The sequence below is a fragment of the uncultured Ruminobacter sp. genome (assembly GCA_902764345.1).
Taxonomy (GTDB): Bacteria; Pseudomonadota; Gammaproteobacteria; order Enterobacterales; family Succinivibrionaceae; genus Ruminobacter.
Genome location: CACWVT010000004.1, coordinates 46,970 through 68,775, shown reverse-complemented (window position 1 = coordinate 68,775; position 21,806 = coordinate 46,970). Strand labels below are relative to the sequence as shown.

Annotated in this window: 12 protein-coding genes; 6 read left to right on the top strand and 6 right to left on the bottom strand. The window is 47.0% G+C overall.

Annotated elements, in window-relative coordinates; all coding sequences use genetic code 11:
- Positions 1-290: 290 nt before the first annotated feature.
- The 4 genes from QZU58_RS01675 to QZU58_RS01660 form a co-directional block, all read right to left on the bottom strand.
- Positions 291-2,426: an alkaline phosphatase family protein gene (locus QZU58_RS01675; RefSeq protein ID WP_294462937.1), complete on the bottom strand. Its 2,136-nt coding sequence runs from the start codon at positions 2,424-2,426 to the stop codon at positions 291-293.
- Positions 2,427-2,718: 292 nt separating this feature from the next.
- Positions 2,719-4,008, bottom strand: coding sequence for a hypothetical protein (locus tag QZU58_RS01670; RefSeq protein WP_294462936.1), 1,290 nt, complete (start codon positions 4,006-4,008; stop codon positions 2,719-2,721).
- The gene (locus QZU58_RS01665; protein ID WP_294462935.1) at positions 4,001-4,642 is read right to left on the bottom strand and encodes a hypothetical protein; all 642 of its coding nucleotides are present in this window, start codon (positions 4,640-4,642) and stop codon (positions 4,001-4,003) included. Before QZU58_RS01665 ends, QZU58_RS01670 begins: the two co-directional genes overlap by 8 nt.
- Positions 4,643-4,662: 20 nt before the next feature.
- Positions 4,663-8,436 carry an ATP-binding protein gene (locus tag QZU58_RS01660; RefSeq protein WP_294494199.1) on the bottom strand — a complete coding sequence of 1,258 codons (3,774 nt, stop codon included), beginning with the start codon at positions 8,434-8,436 and terminating at the stop codon, positions 4,663-4,665.
- 716 nt (positions 8,437-9,152) lie between these two features.
- Between QZU58_RS01660 and asnA the strand changes: the two genes are divergently transcribed.
- The 5 genes from asnA to ilvN all read left to right on the top strand — a co-directional run bounded on the left by asnA (position 9,153) and on the right by ilvN (position 16,872).
- Positions 9,153-10,190 (top strand): aspartate--ammonia ligase, encoded by a 1,038-nt coding sequence (asnA, locus tag QZU58_RS01655; protein ID WP_294462929.1) that lies wholly within the window; start codon positions 9,153-9,155, stop codon positions 10,188-10,190.
- A 183-nt stretch (positions 10,191-10,373) separates the two neighbouring features.
- The gene (hpt, locus tag QZU58_RS01650) at positions 10,374-10,904 is read left to right on the top strand and encodes a hypoxanthine phosphoribosyltransferase (RefSeq protein WP_294494196.1); all 531 of its coding nucleotides are present in this window, start codon (positions 10,374-10,376) and stop codon (positions 10,902-10,904) included.
- 235 nt (positions 10,905-11,139) lie between these two features.
- The gene (locus QZU58_RS01645; protein ID WP_294494193.1) at positions 11,140-14,205 is read left to right on the top strand and encodes an FAD-binding and (Fe-S)-binding domain-containing protein; all 3,066 of its coding nucleotides are present in this window, start codon (positions 11,140-11,142) and stop codon (positions 14,203-14,205) included.
- 421 nt (positions 14,206-14,626) lie between these two features.
- Positions 14,627-16,375: a biosynthetic-type acetolactate synthase large subunit gene (ilvB, locus tag QZU58_RS01640; RefSeq protein ID WP_294494190.1), complete on the top strand. Its 1,749-nt coding sequence runs from the start codon at positions 14,627-14,629 to the stop codon at positions 16,373-16,375.
- The gene (gene ilvN / locus QZU58_RS01635) at positions 16,375-16,872 is read left to right on the top strand and encodes an acetolactate synthase small subunit (protein WP_294463120.1); all 498 of its coding nucleotides are present in this window, start codon (positions 16,375-16,377) and stop codon (positions 16,870-16,872) included. The genes ilvB and ilvN overlap by 1 nt, the downstream gene beginning before the upstream one ends.
- 256 nt (positions 16,873-17,128) lie before the next feature.
- Here the strand turns inward: ilvN and pepD are convergent, their stop codons facing one another.
- Complete coding sequence (gene pepD, locus QZU58_RS01630; protein ID WP_294494187.1) at positions 17,129-18,592, bottom strand: beta-Ala-His dipeptidase; 1,464 nt, start codon at positions 18,590-18,592, stop codon at positions 17,129-17,131.
- A gap of 301 nt (positions 18,593-18,893) precedes the next feature.
- Complete coding sequence (locus QZU58_RS01625; protein WP_294494184.1) at positions 18,894-19,115, bottom strand: hypothetical protein; 222 nt, start codon at positions 19,113-19,115, stop codon at positions 18,894-18,896.
- Positions 19,116-20,552: 1,437 nt separating this feature from the next.
- Between QZU58_RS01625 and QZU58_RS01620 the strand changes: the two genes are divergently transcribed.
- A complete protein-coding gene (locus tag QZU58_RS01620) occupies positions 20,553-21,800 on the top strand; it encodes an alpha/beta hydrolase (RefSeq protein WP_294463264.1) in 1,248 nt (415 codons plus the stop codon).
- Positions 21,801-21,806: the final 6 nt, after the last annotated feature.

Below are 21,806 nucleotides of genomic sequence, written 5' to 3'. Positions count from 1 at the left end.
AGCCCCGAGCGTAAGCCGGGGCTCTTCTTTCATGTGGATTTCAATGCTTTTTTCTGCCGTTGTGAGGTTACTGTAATCATAAGACAGTATTCTGTCGCAGTTCATATGTCCTGGTAGTCAACAGCCGCATGCAGTTTAAAAACGGAAGTTTCTGAAAAAGAGAAAAGCAAAGTCAGTTGAAAAGGGCAATACCTCATATCCTTTGTGATAATTAAGGGGACGGTACCTTATAAGTATCGTCCCCGTTTTTGTTTGCAGGTAATGCCCGTACTCAGAGGGAGCTAACGGTGTCAGTCTGATTCCTTTTCGTTTAAGGTCAGATTGTAATGATAGATGTCGTGTACCAGCTGATCATAGTTTTCAATTTCATTACACTGCTCTCCTGAATTGCTGAACTTGGCGGGATCTACCAGCAGTCCGCTGATACGCGGAGTATCCAGCAGAGCGTTTTTGTAATTTACCTCGTTGTTTCTCAGGAAACAGGCGACATACTGATCGGCGTACCTGTTTCTGATCATATAGCTGGAACTTTTCTTGTAGATGCCGACCTCGTCATTGTAGCTGTACGGATAGTTGCAGATGTCGATGTCGCTGAGCATGTCACATCCCAGGGTCAGCATGGTGCCTCCTGAAAGAGCATGCTTAGCCACGGTGCTCATGATATCCTTGTGTGAGCCGAAACGGTAGCTGTCATAGCTGACTCCGGTTGCTTCACGGTATTTCTGCGGCATGTACATGTAGAACGGAACACCGTGTCCCAGAATGACTTCATCAAAGCGGTGGTTGTATCCAATACCTCTGAGGTTATGATCACCTGTTGCCACAATAAAGGTTTTTTCGGCAGTATCGGGATTGGCTTTCACTTCCGAAATAAAGTTTCCGAGGGAATTGTTTGCATATCTGAAGGTTGCAAAGATGGTTTCGGTATTTGTATAAGGGAATCTCTGCAGAATTTCCTTAGGCAGAGGAATCGTCTGCGGCTTAACGTTCACCGGAACCCTGTAAGGAGGGTGGTTGGTGATTGTCAGCATGAAAATCAGCTGCGGCTGCTTGTGGGGTGCGGTAAGAATTTTGTAAGCCGTTCTGAAAAGATATTCATCGTCAATGCCCCAGGTTCCGCTGGTGGCATTAGGGAATAATTCCCTTATGGTGCTTTCATCAATGACCTCGTCAACTCCCTGAGCCTTAAGAAAGTTGCCGATATTGCGCCATGAACTGCGACCGCTGGTAATGAATGTCACCCTGTATCCGTGTTCCTTGAACGGTCTTATCGTGTTGAGGAAAAACTTTTTGTCCATTGCGGATGAGGTTGAAAGGTTCATGTCCGGTGCTCCGGTGAAGAGTCTCATCAGCGTGTCTGAAGTTCCGTTGCCTTCGGACAGGAAGTTGAGGAACATGAAGTCGGTCTGGGCATGCTTTTTAAGACTGCCGTATACGTCTATGCTGTATTTCGAATCACCGAGGAGCAGCATATGGGTACTCATGCTTTCCATGATCGCAAAGGCTATGTCCGGCGGATTATTCTTCAGAAATTCATTTTCGGGGATTCTTACCGCCAGAGGTGCGGTAATGTTTTCCGGCGTTGTTTCAAAACCGTTGTTTCTGAAGCTCTTAATCAGTTCGTTTACTGATATCTTTGGCTTCTTTCCTTCCTTTCTGTACCACTTGTAGGCCCAGTAGAAATAAGCCGGTCCGTTGCCGGTAGCAATGTTTATGATGGTGTTGCGAGATACGTTAAGATTGTCCTGACGGAGCGGAAAGGTGTCAACGGAACCGCGCAGCATAAAAGCAGTAACGGCCGTAAGAACAAGTATGAACATAACTCCCGATACTCTGCCCAATTTCTTTCTGACATATCCGAAGATTCCCTCGGATGCGGCAGTTACGGATCTGTAAACATAATAGTAGACAGCCACAAAAAGAATAATGAGAATCAGCGCCGGCAAAACTGGGTAGTCGGTGACTATGGTGGTAAGAACCGCCAGCGGATCCTCCCTAAAGAGGGCGAATATGAATGAGCTGATGGCCTGCTTGTAGGTTTCATAATAGTAATGCTGCACCACGGTGAGCGACAGGAGAATCATGATGCCGAGGTAGCTGAGAAAGCAGGCGACCTTTCTGTAGTGTTTTACGAGGCCCGGAACGAACATCATGAAACCTGCGGCAAGCAGGGGCAGAAATACTGTGGCGGAGAACTTGGCGTCAAAAAGGACAGATGTCTTTATGAATGCGGACATCTCGGCATCGCTTATCTGTTCCGTTGCGGTAGGGCCGAAGTTCATCATGAAAATATATCTTCCGATGGCAAGAATGATCATGCCGAGAAATGTTGAGGCAAAAAATACCGCAAATGCGGTTATGATTCTTGCCGTCACCGTAGGGGATTTTTCTCCCTGAGGAGTCACAGTGCTGTTGTCATTAGTCATTTTGTTTATAAATGTTCCGGTTGTAATAATAAATTGCGGTATTTAGTATTTATCTGATCGGCCTTATACATAGCGTGGTTTCCGGGTACCAGCCGATAGTGGAATCCGGGCCGGTCTGATAATCAGCCGTCTCAATTGTTAAGGCATGCTTATCAGTCTTTCTGCCAAAACAGGGCCTTCATATTATGACATTCTTATTCCTTATTTCACAGGTTTTATGCCGATAGCGGGGAATAATTGTCATGACTGCGGTATCTGAGGATATTTTTTTATTCTTCAGGCTCGGCAGATGTTAAAGTCCCTTTGTGCTTATCACGATGTCCTCCAGAATCCTGTTTCCTATCTGATACTCTCCGAGTTCGCCCAGTATCTCGTGATACTGGCTGTGGCCGATGAAGCGGCATTCAAAATACTTCCTGTTTTCCGGAGGCATGTCCTCATAGAACGCACCTACGGCAAACAGCCAGTGTGAATGGGTATGACCGAGTCCCTGTTCTCTTAAAAATTCGGTGGCGCTTACCGGTTCAGCGGATTTGATGCACTGACGGAATAGGGTGGTGAGATCTTCCGTGATGTCATCCAGCACAATGGCTTCCGATTTTATTTCAGGAGCCTGTTCGAGACCGTCAGAGCTTGCAAGCGTCTTCGGATTTTCAAGGTTTTCGGCTTCGTTTCTGCTCAGGTTCTTAACTATCTCGGCCAGCGTGTCATTATATTTTTCGCTGTCCGGAAGCATGTCGGCATGGCTTCTGGTTTCCATCGGCAGGGCTGAGGACCTGCAGAACAGTTCATGTGGCATTTCACAGTCCGCATAGTTACGCGGCCTGTAATCAGGATTGTTTGCATAATGCTCGTGAAAAGCCTTGAGGATATTGGTCTTGTGAACCTCGCTTCTGAAGGTGGCAAGCATTTCACGGAGCTGAATCAGGATTACGTTGAGATCGCTCTGGCATTTTGCCAGTTCGTTAAGGAGTCCGGAACAGAGGATGCCGTACAGCGGACTGTCCGGTGTGTCCTGTCTTACCAGATCCATCATGTGGGTAAAGGTGAAGGCCGTGAAATTGTCCACGAGTTTTGTGGCGGTGCTGATGGCGGCCTCATTTTCGCTGATTTTGTCCCTTATGCTGCGGACAAAGCCGAATTGGGTCTGGATTCTGTTGGCAAGGCCGTATACCGCATCCTGAGCCGTGAAGGTGATGTCAAAGGTCATCTGCTCAATATCGGATAGTGTTTCCTCTGCCAGTGCGAATTCACCTGACTGTCTGTGCTCAAGATATTCCGCAACGATGCGGTCCAGTGTTCTGAGCCTTGATATGAGGTCAATCTCTATGTGGCGTGAGCTGTTATGGGACAGCAGATAATTGAGCATGGAGGTAAGGTTAGGATTGAGTCTGTAGCGGCCGCCTGCCCGCATGAGCACTCTCTGTCCCCTGAGTCTGGCGAAGGTGTTTTCCTGCTCCTCGGGAATCTCCTCAAGATTTCCGGCGTATGCCGCGGTAATAAGCTCAGCCCCCTGATTCAGGGTTCTGAGGAAATTCCTGATGAGGTCTGTTCCTCCGGCCTTCTGATTAACGTTAGCCATTGAACACGTCTCCCTGTACGGCCAAGCTCTGTTCTTCGGCATTCTTTTCCAGAATCTGCTCGCGGCTGTTTATGAATTCCAGTACCTCGTAGATGTACTCAAGCTTGCCGGTGAACTGGAACCGTCTGCTGCCCTCTATGGTTTCGGCAATGATCCCGAATTTCTTCATGCTGTCAAAAACTGTTCTGACCTGCACGGGAACCGGAGAATTGGTGTGCTTTGAATTTAAAAGTCGCAGCAGGGCCGTGTTTCTTTCATTAAGGAAGGTGTTGTTCTCAAGAATGGTGACGATTTCCGCTTCGGAAACGATGTCGCCCACGTTCAGCGGATGATCACGCAGATCGCAGTCCATAAGCTCAAGCACGAAGGTTATGACCGGACGCAGCTGGTTGCGGACGGCATCAAACTCACGGGTTACGGCGTCACGGTCGGAGTTTGCCTCAAGACTTATCCATGAGGCATAAAATGCGTTGCCGCCACGCGTACGGCTTATCTTGCGGTTGAGCGGACGGAGCAGGGCTCCAATCGTTTCATGCGTTTCCGGATTATTCAGATCGTTAAAGGCCTCAGGAGCCGTGACCGAACAGATGAATCTGCCGGAAAGAAGCATTTCGGTTGTTTCTCTGATACTCATGTTTGTTCTCCTCGGTGACCTTATGATTCCAGCAGTCTGCGTGTAATGGCCTCGCCGATAGGGTTTACGGCTTCCGCATTCACGTACACGCCGTCACGTGCTATGCGGTAGATGCTTCTGAATTCGGAGGCGATGGAGGTACTGAGATCCGGGGCCGCCGAAACCATGGCTATTCTGTTTCTGTTCATTACCTGCAGCAGAATGTGAATGTTTCTGTTGGACAGCTTGCTCATTTCGTCAACCGGCCAGTGAATGACCACGTCCTGACCTTCTCTGGACAGATGGATAAGACTTATGTAGAGCGCACAGATAAGCAGGAAGGTAAGACCGTTTGAGCTCAGATCCTTGAGGTTCTTTGCTGTCTTTGCTGTCTTTTCCTTGCCGTTTTCGGTAACCTTGAACACGATGTTGAAGAGTTCGCTTACCTCGTTCTTGAGCTGTCCGTTCACGAACTTGCCGGCAAGACTGTCAAGATTGTTCACGAACGTCTCGTCAGGCAGATCGTAGTCGCCGGTGAGTCTGAAGCGGTTTTCGTAACTGTCCGCAATGCTTTCGATGAGATCCCAGCTGGCAATCTGTTTGATACAGGTTTCGAGCTCAATGTTAAATGACTCGAAGGCTTCAAACTGCAGGTTGCGGGTGACTATTTCCGAAATTCTGCCGCTGAAGCCTTGAATGCGGTTGTCGAACTCCTTAAGGTAGTGATAGTACTGGCTTATCATGTGTGAGAAGTTCTTTTCCTGAAGAAGCAGCATTTTCTTCTGCTCCGGCAGAATGCCGGTATAAAGGGTTTTTGCGGCAATGGTCTTCAGAATGAGCTCCTGCTGGTTCGGTGTTTCATTACCGGAGAAAACGTGACTTTCCCTGCTACGTTCACGGGCCTCGTTCCACATGCCGTAGATTGACGTTGCCCGGTGGGAAGACATTCTGGAATCCAAAAGACCTAACTCGTCATTCAGTCCGCGGACGGCACGGCGGTATTCCGTGATGCCCGATGCAGTGTCATAGAGCACGCTGCTGACGCTTACGGCAGGCTTTACCGAAGTACCCGGAGCGGTAATGTTTTCTGCTTCAAGATCGTTCAGACAGTTTCTTATGTTTTTCTGAACAGTTTCACGGCTGCGGATTTCATCATTAAGCGCAGCAATGTTCTTTTCAAAGTCCTTTGCCGTGCGTTCGTGTTCCTTTATGCTTGATGAGAGCTGTTCGGTTGCGTCCTGCAGCTTTCTTTCAAGCTCGGTGAGCAGACTTCGCTCGTCATTGATGCGGGCGCCGTTGCCGCTCAGCCACAGTTCATATTCGCTTACAAGTCCGCTCTTTGCGTTAAGCTCGCGAAGTTCCTTTTCGTAGGCCTCGCATTCTTCGTGAATTCTGTCTATGATCTTCGGATCAATGTTCTGACTGCTGAGCTTGGATTTCTTGAGCTCGTTAAGTGTCTTGATCTGCTCGGCAAACTCGTCGTCTATTGACTTGAGAATGTTCATCTGCGCTTCCTTGAGTTCGCCGTAACGGCTTTCGATGTCACTCTTGTTGGCAAGATGATCGGTATCGCTGTTCTCAAGAAGCTCAACATATTTCTCGTGATGCTTCTTAAGCTCGTCCTCCAGCTTCTTAAGCTCTCTGGCTGTTTCGGATATTCTGCCGGAAAGCTCGGTATCCCTGCTTATGCGGGTCTGGCTGATGCATTCTTTTACGGATTTCTTTTTCTCGTTGAGCTCACTGATGGCGGCATCGCTTATCAGACGGCTGCGGGCCATGTTGATTTCATTCCGGCATTCAGAAATTTCGGAGGCCAGTAAGGTCTGTTCCCTGTCGAGCTCAGCGATTCCTGCGGTGAGCTTTTCGCAGTGTTCTCCCGCAGTGCGGCATTCCGCTTCCAGCTCTGAGGTGTCCTTCTGGGTTTCGTCCACGTTTCTGATGTCAAGGCGGAGACTGTCGATGAGAATGTAGCTGCTTCTCCGTTCTTTTTCGTTTTCATTCTCCACGGAATCTCCGTTTTCAGGAACGGAGGAAATCATGGTGTCGGACATGATTTTTGGTGACAGATCCGTTCTTTCCAGCAGATCCTCCCGGATAACCTTGCCTACGGTCTGTCTCCAGTCAGGCATGTACTCGTTCAGAAAGCCGGTGAGCATTCCTTCGTCGGCACTGAGCTTGCGGGAAAGTTCCTTAAACTTTGCAGTGGCCGCCGTGAGCTGATTCTGCATCTGTACGTACTGAAGGGATATCTGGGCTGATCTGGCTTCGGCTTGATGCTGCTTTGCGGTAAGCTCCATGATGGTTTTCTGAAGTCTGCCGTTGCCAGCACGTGCTTCCTCGAGTTTTATGTCGGTTTCCTCAAGCTGCTGCTGCAGTTCAGGCGGTACGATGAACATGCTCTTTTCGTTTTCAAGTGTCTGTCTGGCATTCTTTCTGGCGGAGATTTCAAGGTCCAGCTCGTGCTTGCGTCTGATTTCCTGTTCCTTTATCTGGGTGCGCTGTGCCTGATATGAACGTTCCTCTTCAGCCAGCAGACGGTTTTCCTCAAGCTCATACTTATGAAGAACTGCTTCAACCGGTGCACGATCCTCCCTGTTTTTGCTGAGTAGCGAGGCCTTGGTGGAGGCATACTCGTTCTCAATGAAGCTATAGCCCTCGCTCAGGGTTGCAAGCTGCTTCTTCTTGTTTTCGATAAAGCCTTCAATGATGGAACGGTTATGGTATTTCTCGCGCCATTTGTCAGCTTCCGCATCGGCAAACTTTTCTCTCTCCTCTTCCATGTTGTCGAGAAGCTTCTTCTGTCGTGACATCTTTTCTTCTGCCGCATCCCTTGCAGATCTGAGTTCTGAGAGGGCGGCCTCTGTCGCCTGTTTGAAGTTGCCGTAGCTTTCGCTTTCCGAATCCCTCTGCTTTACGAGTCCTTCAAGGCTGTCGTCGTTTTCGTTCTGATACCACAGAAGGTCTGCGTATCCGGAGATGAGGGCGTCACGACCTCCGGAGATAACATGGGAAAGCTCAAGAATGTGCTGCAGGTTAGGTGTGAGCTCGCTGATTTCCCTAAAGGCTCTGGTGTCGCTGCACCATTTTGTGAGTTCCTGCTCCCTTATCTGCAGATCCGGCGTGCGGTGTTCCTGTTTGAGAATGTCAGTGAGCAGCAGCTTGATGTTTTCAAAGCTGATGTTGCCGGTGATGATGCTGTGCACTATGTTGGCCACGTAGCGCAGCTGGCAGCGTCCGCCGCACAGGGCATATCTCTTTCTCAGTGTGGCGTTATCGCCCATTGGAATGTTCTGGATTACGGAGCGATAGTAGTCAACGGAATAGATGATTTTTTCAGGCTTTATGCCGTTCTTTTTTAAGGTGTCCCTGTATTCCATCCAGGTTTTTGGTCTGAATCTGCCGTTGATGCCGTCCTGAATAATGTACTGCATGGTGTCGAACGGTGCGGGAACAAAGCCGTAGCTTACGGAGGTATTGCCCTGGTTATTGGAGGCATTGCTTACAACCACGTGAGCCATGGTGCCGTTATGGGTTACGTATTCAAACACCAGACTGCTGTCGGATTTCGGCAGATAGAATCCGGCAAAGCTTTTGCGCACTGAGCTTATGCTAGTTATTCTGCCCGGTTCGAGCCCGTAGAAGAATGGAATGAGGTTGAGCAGACTGGTCTTGCCGGAACCGTTGGCTCCGTTTATCTGGGTGTGTCTGGAAAAGTCGAATTCGTAGATGCCGTTTCCTGAGGCAATATAAGAATTCACCAGAATGAGCCGGCTGAGTCCGGCACTCTGTTTCTGTAACGGTGATTTGTCTGTCATTATGACCCTGTTCCTATGGTTTATTTCGGTGCACCGTCAATCATGGTGCTTAAATTCACTTTTTTTGTGCATTCCGGTCAGAATGTTTTTTCTAATCGTTCCGGTGCAGGGCATCTGAACCGGATAAAACATGCCCTGGGTGGTAAATTCATGTTTTTTTATGCTTTATTCGTAAAAAGTAAAACATGATGGAACGGTTATTGCATTGTTATTTTCAGTTTTCTCTGAAAACGTCCGTCTGCTGTGCTTCACAGGCTGCTTTTTCATGACCGGGTTACTGTTCAATGGCTATGCATTATACCATTATTTGAATATATTTCCCCGTAAAACGTTGCCGTATCGGGATATGAAAACAGTGAACTGCCGGACGTCGGGGAGGTTTTGCCATTCCGGGAGGTTTGAAGTTTTTGAACGGAATGCGGAGCTGTCAGCAGCGGTGGGAAATATAAGTAAAAACTTCGTGTTTTATGACTAAATTCTATGGAATTTATGTAAAAAAAAGTTTATCTTATGCATAAACTTAACTGAAGAGTTGTTTTGGAAATGACTCTGCTGACCGGCTGATGATGAGCGATGTAGTGTGAAGCAGGACTTTACAGACTGACTCAGGGAGGATTCAGGCGTGCAGTTTTTTGTGTTTATCGTTTCACCATTACAAGAGGAGTCTGGTACTCGACACGATTGTTGTTGTACGTGTATGAACGCCACTATCAATTATGAGCAACTTAATTAAGCCACAGGACTACAAAGCAGTTTTAAACCTCAAACAGACAGAGCAGGGAATTAAGCAGATTAAGGATTTCTTCCAGCAGAATCTTTCAACTGAATTACGTCTGCGTCGCGTTACGGCACCGTTATTTGTTATGAAGGGACTGGGTATCAATGACGATTTAAATGGTGTTGAACGTGCTGTAACCTTCCCAATCAAGGATCTGGGGGATGCCAAGGCTGAAATTGTTCACTCACTTGCAAAGTGGAAGCGACTGACTCTTGCCGAATACAGCATTGAACCTGGCTACGGCATTTACACCGACATGAACGCCATCCGTGCTGACGAAGAACTCGACAACCTTCATTCACTCTACGTTGACCAGTGGGACTGGGAAGCAGTTATCACCAAGGAACAGAGAACCGTTGAATTTCTGAAGTCCGTCGTAAGACGCATCTACTCAGCAATCCGTCGTACCGAATATCTTACATGTGAGTTCTATCCTGAACTCAAGCCGTTCCTTCCTGAAGAAATTACCTTCATTCACAGTGAGGATCTCTTGAAGATGTATCCTGACATGACTCCGAAGGAAAGAGAAGACGCAATTTGTAAGAAGTACGGCGCCGTATTCCTCATGGGTATCGGCGGCAAGCTCGCAAACGGCGAAAAGCATGACGGCCGCGCTCCTGACTACGATGACTGGAGTTCAGAAGGCGATAATGGTCTGGCAGGCCTCAACGGCGATATCCTTATTTGGTATCCTATTCTCAACCGCTCATTCGAGCTTTCTTCAATGGGTATCCGAGTTGACAGGGATGCTCTTCTCCGTCAGCTGAAGCTTGAAGGCTGTGAGGAAAGAAAGGAACTCTATTTCCACAAGAAGCTCCTGAACGGCGAATTACCGTTAAGCATCGGCGGCGGTATCGGTCAGAGCCGTTTATGTATGGTTCTTCTCCACAAGGGCCATATCGGTGAAATTCAGGCAAGTATCTGGCCTGAAGACATGAGAGCTGAATGCCAGAAGCTCGGCATGCACCTCATTTAACCGATATGACGCATGACGGTGCGGTGCGCCGTCGGAAAAAGGGCATGATTCGCATGTGCGGGTCATGTCCTTTTGTTTTTTTTGTCGGAATACCTGCGAAAAGAAACGTAAAAATGTAAAATGACTGTATGGACTGCCGGGGGCGCAAAGGATGTCCCGGCACAGGAATTAAGGAGACAGATTATGGATAACAGCCGTGAACACCTTAGCAGGGTGCTGATTTCAGCTGAGGATATCAGAAAAAAGATTCAGGAGACCGGAGCAATGATTTCGGAGAAGTATGCCGGAAAGCCTCTGCTTATTGTCTGTGTTCTTACCGGTTCATTCATTTTTACCGCAGATCTGTGCAGGACTCTCAGCATTCCGTGCGAAATTGATTTCATGTCCGTAAAAAGCTACAGCGGAGACAGATCCACGGGGCAGGTCGGGATAGTCCTGGATCTTAAAAAGGATATCAGCAGCTACCACGTGATAATCGTTGAGGATATTGTGGATACGGGACTTACAATGAAATGCGTATCTTCAATGCTGAGGGAGAGGAATCCGCTGTCACTGAGCGTGGTCACGCTTCTTGACAAGCCTGACCGCAGAAAGACGGATTTTACGCCGGATATCTCCCTTTTCAGAATTCCTGATGTCTTTGTCGTGGGGTACGGCATGGATTACGACGAGCACTTTCGTGAGCTGCCTTATGTTGCGGAGTACAGACCGTAATCTGTAAGCGTTCATTCCCGGTGAAACGGCACTTGCCTCCGGCAGATTTGTGATGGAAGCAGGAATCTGCCGTGTTCCCTTGTATTTATGTTTTTATGACGCAGTTCAAGCTTTTATTGCAATTAATCATAAAAGTGAGAAAATATCTCCATCTGTCTCCGGTAAACGTCCGTGACGGTTCCGTTTTGCCGGATACGCATTAATTCTTTCTGATTATTTAAATACGGTGCAGAAGATGATTCCTAAGATAAACCCTGACAGCAGTGTCGATCCGGTATACCTTAACTATTTCAGCAGATTAAAGAGCGAGAATTTCCAAGGCGACATCGAATATTCATATTCGAGCAGACTTGCGGTGGCCACGGACAATTCCGTGTATCAGAGACTTCCGAAGGGCGTAATTTTCCCAAAGAACAGGGATGACGTGGCTCTGGCCGTGAAAATTGCCGGGGAACCGGAATTTGCGGGAATAAGATTTGCTCCGCGCGGTGGCGGTACAGGCACAAACGGTCAGTCTCTTACCGACTGGCTGGTAATGGATATGTCACGCCATATGAGAGGTATCAGGGATCTCAATGTTGAAGGTCGTACCGTGTTTGTCGAATCAGGCGTAATCAAGGATTATCTCAATCAGCAGATTAAGCCTCACGGACTGTTCTTCTCTCCTGAACTCTCAACATCAAACCGAGCCACTTTCGGCGGTATGATAAGCAACGACTCATCAGGACAGGGTTCCCTGAAGTACGGTAAAACATCACAACATGTGCTTACCGTTGAAGCTGTTCTTCTTGACGGCTCCGCCGTTACCTTCGGTCCGGTAAGCGGAGATGCTCTCAAAGCCAAAATGGATCAGGAAAACATGGAAGGCCGTATCTATCGTACGGTATACGGCATCGCCAAAAACAAGAGGGAAGAGATACTTAAAACCTTCCCTGATCTGAACCGCTTCCTTACCGGATACGATCTCAAGCACGTGTACGATCCTGAAACAGACACCATTGATATCTCCCGTATCATCTGCGGTGCCGAAGGTACCCTGTGCTTTATTACCGGTGCGACGGTAGACCTGACTCCGATACCAAGCTACAGATCCCTTGTGGTAATCAAATACGACAGCTTTGATTCGGCTTTAAGACACGCTCCGGTGCTGGTTGAGGCCAATGCGCTCTCTGTTGAAACCGTCGACTCAAAGGTGTTCAATCTTGCCAAGCAGGATATCGTTTGGCACAGTGTAAAGGATCTCATCTGTGAGGTTCCGGGAAGAACCATGGACGGTATCAACATTGTTGAATTTGCCGGCTGGGACAACGAGCTTGAAGGCGGAAGAATGAAGGCTCTTACCGATTCCCTGGATAAGGATCTCGGGGCTTCAGGAAACACCAGGGGAATTATCGGTTATCAGACCTGCACCGAACTGAAGGATATTCTCGCCGTATACGCCATGCGTAAGAAGGCTGTAGGTCTTCTCGGAAATGCCGAAGGCGATGCCAAGCCGATAGCATTTACCGAGGATACCGTGGTTCCTCCGAAGCACCTTGCCGACTACATTCAGGAATTCAGGGCTCTTCTTGACAGCCATAATCTCACCTACGGCATGTTCGGTCACGTGGACTCAGGCGTGCTTCACGTAAGACCGGCCCTCGATCTGTGCGACCCTGAGCAGGAAAAGACCCTGCGCACGATTTCCGATTCCGTTGTGGCTCTTACAGCAAAATACGGCGGTATCATGTGGGGTGAACACGGCCGCGGCTTCCGTTCCGAATACGGTCCGGAATTCTTCGGCGGTCTCTTTGAGGAATTAAGAAAGGTTAAGGCTGCCTTTGACCCTAACAACAGAATAAATCCGGGCAAGATTTGCGTACCGTACGGCATTGATAACGAAAAACTGGTGAGCGTTGACGATACCAAGCGCGGTTTTTATGACCGTCAGATTCCGGTTGACGTGAGACACAGCTTCAGGGCTGCCGTAAGCTGTAACGGCAACGGCCTCTGCTTTAACTTTGACAAGACCGCTCCTATGTGTCCTACCTACAAGCTTCTCGGCGACAGAAGACAGTCTCCGAAGGGCAGGGCCGGACTTACAAGGGAATGGCTGAGACTTCTGCAACTGGCCGGTACTGATATCCTTAAGGAAGAACAGGCTCTTAACGAATCAGGATTCAGTCTCGGAACCCTGTTCGCCAAACTCAGAAACACCATGTCGGCAGCTGACAGAGATGACTTCAGCCATGAGGTCAGAAACGTGATGGACTGCTGTCTGGCATGTAAGGCGTGTGCTTCCGCCTGTCCGGTAAAGGTTGACGTTCCTGACTTCAGATCAAGATTTCTGAACCTTTATTTCAGCAGATATCTCAGACCTGCCGGAGACCTTCTGGTCAGAAACATCGAGCAGACCGCACCATACATGGCAAAGATGCCGAGACTCATGAATGCGGTGAACGGTTTTGCTCCGGTTAAGTTTATCACCAAGAAGCTCTGGGGATTTGTTGATGTTCCGGTAATGAGTTATCCGACCTTCAGCACTCTGGTTAAGTCAACAGATGCCGAGTATCTGGATCTCGACAAAATGATCGGTATCAGTGAGCAGGAACGCTGTAATTACGTGATTCTGGTTCAGGATGCCTTTACCTCCGCATATGATGCTCCGGTAATTGCTGATTTCATCAGCCTTGCCTCAAAGATGGGTAAGAAAGTGCTTATTCTTCCTCTCAAGCCTAACGGTAAGGTAATGCACATCAGGGGCTATATGAAGGCCTTTGCAAAGACCGCACGTTCAACAGCTGATTTCTACAACAAGGTTTACCAGCTGGGCATTCCTATGGTGGGAGTCGATCCTGCCATGACTCTCTGCTATCGTGACGAATACAGAAAGATTCTCGGTGACAGCCGCGGAGATTTCGTGGTGCAGATGACTCAGGAATGGCTGCTTGACAATCTTGATGCCCTGAAGAAGGCGGAAGGTGCCGACGGCATTCATGAATATTATCTGATGGCTCACTGTACTCAGAAGAGTCTGAAGCCTACCACTCATGCCGACTGGACCAGAATCTTCGGTGCGGCAGGGCTGAAGCTTGTTCCTGTTCCGGTAGGCTGCTGCGGTATGGCCGGTCTTTACGGTCATCTCAAGGCCAATGTGGAACGCAGTATGCAGATCTACCGCGAAAACTGGGCTCCGGTTTTCAGAAAATATCCTTTGGAATACTGTCTTGCTACCGGTTACTCCTGTCGCGAACAGGTGCGCCGTATGGAAGGAAAGAGCGTTATGCATCCTCTTCAGGTGCTTAACATGTATCTTAAGTAGTGGCTTTGCAGACGGTGTCCGGGCACGCTCGGGAACACTGTCTGATTCAGGTATTTGAGATGCCGGAGGAGGGAGCTCTCCGGTACCCGGGAAAAAACCCGTTTCCATCCCTTAAACCGCAATCCCGCAGGGTTGCGGTTTATCTTTTTTTGTTGAATTATATTGCCGTTTTTGTTATAAAGTACATGTAGTTTTGAGACTATCACGACCCTGCATGAAAGTCCTTTTTACTTTCATAAAGATTGTTTTCTTAAATAAATTTCATTTATGAAAATTATTTTTTTAGCAGATGGTTGTGCCGGCCAGTCAATGTAAGCTTATTGGATGCTTAAGATCCTTCCGGCTCGATCGAACTGATGAGTGGAGGCGGTCGTTGACTTCGTTTTTTCAAAGATTTTAATAAAGCCCGGGAGGCTTTTTTATGGAAATGTTATCTGGTGCCCAGATGGTTATTCGCACCCTTGAGGATTTGGGGGTTGATAAGTTATTCGGATATCCTGGCGGCGGTGTTTTACACATTTATGATGCCTTGCTTGAATCGTCAAAGATAAAGCACATCCTGGTTCGTCATGAACAGGGCGCTTCTCACATGGCTGACGGCTATGCCCGTGCCACTGGTAAGGTAGGTTGCGTTCTCGTTACCTCAGGTCCGGGTGCAACCAACGTAATCACCGGTATTGCGACCGCTTATGCCGATTCCATTCCAATGGTTGTTTTAACCGGTCAGGTTGCCACAACCCTCATCGGTTCCGACGCTTTCCAGGAAGTTGACATGCTCGGCATTTCACGTCCTATCGTTAAGCACAGCTTCTTATGCAAAAAGGCTACCGATATCCCTGAATGCATCCGTAAGGCGTTCTACATTGCCTCTACCGGCCGTCCGGGGCCAGTAGTTGTAGACATTCCTAAGGACGCTCAGAATCCTCAGCTCAAGTTCCCGTATAATCCGGTTCCGCTGAGCGAAATCTCCATGCGTTCCTACAATCCTACCACCGTAGGCCACAGGGGACAGGTTAAGAGAGCGGCCAGAATGGTTGTTGAAGCAAAGCGTCCGATTCTCTACATCGGCGGCGGTGTTATTGCCTCAGAAGCTTCAGCAAAGGTTTACGATCTGGCACATCGCTTCAACATTCCGGTAGTTACCACTCTGATGGCGATTGGCGCATTCCCAGGCAGTGATGAACTGAGCCTCGGCATGCTCGGCATGCACGGCACCTATGCCGCCAACATGGCAATGCATAACTCAGATCTGATTATTGCACTCGGTGCACGTTTCGATGACCGTGTAACCAACAATATCTCCAAGTTCTGTCCTGAGGCCAGAATCATTCACGTTGATATTGACCCTTCATCAATTTCAAAGTGCGTTGAGGTTGACGTACCTATCGTAGGTAACGTAAACACCGTTCTCGATCAGCTCAATGAAGCGATCAAGGAAATTGAAACCAACGGCGGCATTGACGAACAGAAGATGAAGACCGATTCTGAAGACTGGTGGAAACTCATCAACGGCTTCAGACAGTCTCATCCGCTTGAATATGCAAGCGATGTTACTCCGGGCCTTCTCCATCCTGCAAAGGTTGTGGAAGAGGTGTACAGGGCTTCTAAGGGTGATGCCATCGTTGTTACCGACGTAGGTCAGCACCAGATGTTTGCCGCACTTTACTATCCGTTGGAAAAGCCACGCAGATTCCTGTCATCAGGCGGTCTCGGAACCATGGGGTACGGCTTCCCTGCAGCCATTGGTGCCAAGATTGCAAATCCGGACAGTGAAGTTGTATGCTTCACCGGTGACGGTTCATTCCAGATGAATCTTCAGGAACTTGCGGTATGTCTGCAGTACAACGTTCCTGTAAAGGTTATCATTATCAATAACCGTTCACTCGGTATGGTTAAGCAGTGGCAGATGATGTTCTACAACGGACGTCAGAGCGAATCATACATGGATGCAGTACCGGATTTTGTTAAGCTGGCTGAGTCATACGGTCAGGTTGGTCTCAGAGTTAACAATGAATCCGAATTAAGCGATGTTCTTGCCAAGGCATTCTCAATTCATGACAAGACCGTGGTTGTTGATATTATTGCAGACCCTGATTCCCGCGTATATCCAATGCAGATTGGCGGCGGTTCTATGGCTGATATGTTCTTAAGCAAGACGGAGCGTACATAATGAAGCATATTATTTCAGTTCTTCTTGAAAATGAAGCCGGTGCTTTAAGCCGTGTAGTCGGTTTGTTTTCACAGCGTGGTTTCAACATCGAATCACTTACTGTAGCTCCGACTGAAGATGATACCCTTTCCCGCATGACCATCGTTACCTGCTGTGACGATGATGAGGTTGAGCAGATTACCAAGCAGCTTCACAAGCTGATTGACGTTCTGAAGGTATTTGATCTGGCTGATTCAGGTCATATTGAAAGAGAAATCATGCTTGCCAAGGTAAGGGCAAATACCCGTGATCTCCGTGATGAGGTTAAGTCAATCTCCGACATTTTCCACGGCCAGATTGTAGACCTTACTCCTGATCTCTACACCATTCAGGTTATCGGTTCAAGCGATGAGCTCAATAACTTCCTGACTGCTATTTCTCAGGCTGTTGACATCGTGGAAATCATCCGTTCAGGTGTATGCGGTATTTCTCAGGGTGAAAGATCCTTAAGACCGTAACGGAAACTGATTCTGTTTAACGGACAAAACTCCTCTTTCCGAAAGTTGCGGAAAGGGGAGTTTTTTTATGGCATGGATTTTAGTAATCACAGCCGTTTCATAAACTCTTATATAAGAATTGAAGCACGATAATAAATAAGAATTCCGGCATTGCTGCCGGAATTCTCATTGTTTTTGTAACAGTCGTCAGAAATGAAGCTGTATGCGACGGAACGACGTGAAACATTCCGGAGATAATATCTCCGGAAATCCTGAATTACAGCTTTTCAAGAATGCTTACAATCCATTTGTAGCATGTTTCAACCGAGGATATGCGTACACGTTCGGAGGTGCTGTGGGCCCCGTATATGTCCGGTCCGATGGAAATAATGTCAAGCTTAGGATTCAGGGCCTTGAAGAGTCCGCATTCAAGACCTGCATGAATAACGGTGGTTACAGTTTTTTTGCCTGTAAGTTTTTCATATTCATCAGAGGCCAGTTTCATCAGACTGCTGTTGAAGTCAGGCTTCCAGAAAACGTAGCTTTCCTTATGATCTATTCTGGCATGGCATGCATCAGCAATGTCTTCAATTTTGTTTTCAATCTTAGCCTTGCCATCATCGGTGGCATATCTTGCCAGAAGTTCAAATCTGCAGATGTTGTTTTCGAGTCTGGCCACGCCCATGCTGCAGGAGGTAAGCGGAGTTACGCCGTCATCAAGATATTCAATGATTTTGGTGTTCAGTGACTTCAGGTTCAGGAAGTCCACTGTTGATTCTTCCGTCATCATTACGGCCGGCAGTGTATCCAGTCTGGTTATTTCAAATGAGACGTCAGGATCGCTTTCACTGAATTTGGTCTGCACCCTGTTGATGATGTCCTGCAGTGAATTGATGAACTTGTTTATGAGATGCTCCTGCAGGCAGAGTGTGGCGGATGCACATGAAGGAATGGAGTTTCTTACATGCCCGGAACTGAATTTGGAAACACAGACGTTAAAGCCCTCTTCTTTCAGAGCGGATAAAAGATAGAGCAGGGTACCGCCGCCGTTTAATCTGTTTTTATTGATATCGATGCCGCTGTGACCGCCGCGACCGTTGGACATCCTGATTTCAACAGCACCGAATCCGCTTTCCGGCACTTCCCTGATGTCCGGTGTATAAGATATGTTATATGCGGTGCCGCCGGCACAGCCTATACATATTTCACCGATGTCCTCGGAATCAATGTTAATGGCCAGATTACAGTCCATGTCATCTTCGGTGAGGGTGTTTGCCCCTCCCATGCTGGTCTCTTCTGAAACAGTGAACAGCGCTTTTATTTTAGGGTGCCTCAGTGTGTCGTCACTTAATATTGAAAGTATGATGGCAACACCGATGCCGTTGTCGGCACCGAGCGTTGTACCTTCTGCGGTAACGAATCCGTCATCGGAAATTACTGGACGGATGGCGTCCTTCTGAAAGTTGAAATGAAGTTCCGTTTCCTTAACCCCGACCATGTCCATATGAGACTGAAGCAGAACGGACGGACTGTTTTCCATTCCAGCGGATGCGGGTTTTGTAATGAATACGTTTCCCGAATCGGACATTTCAGCTTCAAGTCCAAGATCCGCAGCAACGCTCTTCAGATATTCTCCGATGTCTTTTTCGTGGCCTGAGACGTGCGGTATGCGGCAGATTCTGCTGAAGTAGCTCCATACTGCTTTAGGACTGAGATTTTCTATAGAAGATGATGTTTGCATGTTTTGTGTTCTTAATATTATTGTGATATGAAACAGGACAGCCTCATTTTATCACTATTTACATAAAATCGAGTGAAGCAGAGGGAGATGATTGCAATAAATGCTACGGGGACGGCATATCGTCGTTAGATTTTTCTATAAGAAAATGATAATGCTGCGGGCGGATACTGACGGTGCATGGCAGTCCGATGATTTTAGGTAATGTGATAAGAGAGAACCGCAGCCATGGAAGATGGCTGCGGTTCTTTTGGGAATCAGTAATCATAATCCTGTCTGAACGGCAGGGTACTGAAACGGGACATCAGATTTTGGATGCCTCTTCAGGTATGTTCCAGGTGTCCGCCGCATAGTGCATTCTGATGAAGTTAAAATTAATCTCATCAGTAAACATCAGTCTGTTGACTCTGTTTCTCCTGACACAGTTTTCGGAGAAGAAGTGTTCGGTGCGGGAGTTTTCCCTGACCTGTCTGGCAGGAACGTTCCTACGCTTACCTGCGTAGGTAATAATGCTGTTTTCAGCCATAAAATCCTCAGTGGTTTAGAAGACGAATCTACAAGTCAATTATAGAACAACTGATGAAAAAGTCCACATTATTTGAAGGGCCGGGCTTGGACGCGGTCAGTACGGGAATTGACGTTATTAACTGAATGACGGAAACCTTTATTTATATATATGTAAGGTTTTTTATTTATGGAAAACTACCGAATAAAACAGGAAAACAAGGCTGTTTGTCGGATTTATGTTCATTTTTAGGAATCGTCGTTTTACTCATTTATCCCATGTTTTTTGTCCACAGAAATAAATAGTGGAATCTGCGTCACGTTATCACGCGGTTTTTTCCGTCATTTGGTATTCAGTTGGAAAAGTGTCATTGTGTGTTTGCGGATGAATATTTGTATGCTTCCTGTCCGTGTTTTGCTTAAATGGTGAAAAATTCAGCATAAAACCGTGTAAAAAAAGATCAATGCTGTTATTCGAAGCTTTTTGATGATTTTTAAATAATCAGAATAATAAATATATTACAAAAGCTTAAAATATAAATGTCAAGAGTCTATATATTCTGTTGTGCTGTTTTGTACCCTAAAATTGTTTACAGTAATGTTGATAAGTTTGTGGATAAGTCGCCGATTCATTGATTTTTAACCCTTTTAACGAATGATTAAATTTTTTTAAATATTTTTCTTGCATTTTGAAAGTCTCGTAAAATCAACGTGTTTCACAGTTTTTGCTTTTTGTATATATTAATTTTTAATAGAGTGTTGTACTTTTGGTATTAAATTTCTTTAATTGTTGATATGTTAGCCATTCGCAGTCCTAAAACGCAGGAAATTAAAAAATATTCGTTTGAACACTGTCTGCTGGTTATAAAAATTGAATGTTTTTAAACATGAATGTCGTTGTTTAGGGAACCTAAAACGTTATCATGAAAGTAAAACAAGCGAATAAAAAATATCAGTCTTCGCCGGTTTTTGACTCTATGGAAAGGTTGAAAAAATATACAGTTGCGATATGGGGGGAATTTCGGGATATGTGATCGTAAATGCAAAAAAAATTAACAAATAATAAAATCAGAATAACACGTTTCGGAAAAAAATCAGAAATTGCAGGTCTGAGGATAACTTAAGATTGTGAGTATATTTTTTATCTGTTATGCTGCGTTTAGGTGAAATATTGTTTTCCGGGCCTATGATAAGGCTTCTTAAAATCCTGTTTACTGCCGCTGAAGTCCGTGATTAATGAGGTATACGGTCATACAGTGAGTGATTTTTATCATTCATGGAACTGTGGTACTTCATCCTTCTGCAGCGGGACTCCTTCGGGAATCGGCTTTAATGGCATTTTAAATTATGGTTTGCCTGTGTTTTATGATAAAATTAAAAGACTTATTATTATTTTGCGGCGTGGCTTCTTTGAGCCGCGCCGCCTGTTGCATGGTTTAATGTTGTAAGTATTGCGTGTATGACTGAAATATCTTCCGAAAACCTGAGCGAGGTATTGTTTAAACCTCATCGTTCAAGTCTGGAGACTTCCTTTATATCCAACTCCGTTGATGAGCTTCTGCCCAACCGTGACGGATCTCCGCGTCGCTGGTTTAGGGATCTGCACCGTGACTACTGGAGCTGGATGGGGTTAGACATTCTGGAAATTCAGAAGGTCGTGTCAGACATAGCTGGTTCTGAAAACAAGCGTACCCGTGAGGGAGTGCTGGATACCGTCTATGAATACGGTCCGGGAAACTGGGTCTATGAGTTTTCCATGCTTGCGGAGAAGCACGCTTCTCATGCCAGAAGCATCGAGAATGATCCCGATGCCCGTGAGGAGGCGTTCAAGCATTTCCGTCTGGCTTATCTCTGTTATGCGCTCGCCAGTTACCCTCATCTTAAAGGGGACGAGATGGCAAATCATGCGCTGCTCATGAATCATGTCAATTACAAAAAGGCCGCTGGATACGTTGACGGGCATTTTGAGATTATTAAGTTTAAGTCCGAAGCAGGGGAAGGTACCGCATATGTTCATACTCCTGACAAGAACCAGTGCCTGCCGTGCGTCATCATCTGCGGTAACTATGTGAATCTGGCAACTGAATACCTCAGATTCTACCGTGAGAATCTGTATCCTAACGGTGTGGCGATGATTACACTGGATCTTCCCGGTATGGGCATGAACAGTAATATCCCTCTTACCGCAAACACGGGGGTTCTGCACGAGGCATTGCTGGATTATGTCAAGGAAAACCTTCCTTACATCAACAGGATGCATATCGGAATTATTGCGCAGCGTTTCGGCTGCAACTGTGCCACTCACCTTCTTGTGTCTCATTCATCGGACATCAGGGTTGCCTGCATGATTGCCCCGATTGTAAATGACGTGATGGTTGACCCCGAGCTTCTGAAGCTTGCCTCACCGATACAGCGCACGTCAATGTGTAACCGCATGGGAACCGATGCTGCGGAATGGGAGAATCTGATTCCGAGACTGCAGACCTTTTCTGTCAAGAGACAGGGGCTCATTTCAGGGGTTAAGCTTAAGACTCCGATGCTTGTTGTTTCTTCAGACAGAAAGTCAATCAGTTCCATCGGTGATGCCAAGCTTCTGGGAGGCATCAGCGAAAACACGGAATTTATGGAATTAAAGGCGAATACCGCTTTTGAATTGTTTACAAAGGTAATTGACCAGGTTTCCGACTGGTTAAAGGAACGGCTCTAAAACTGC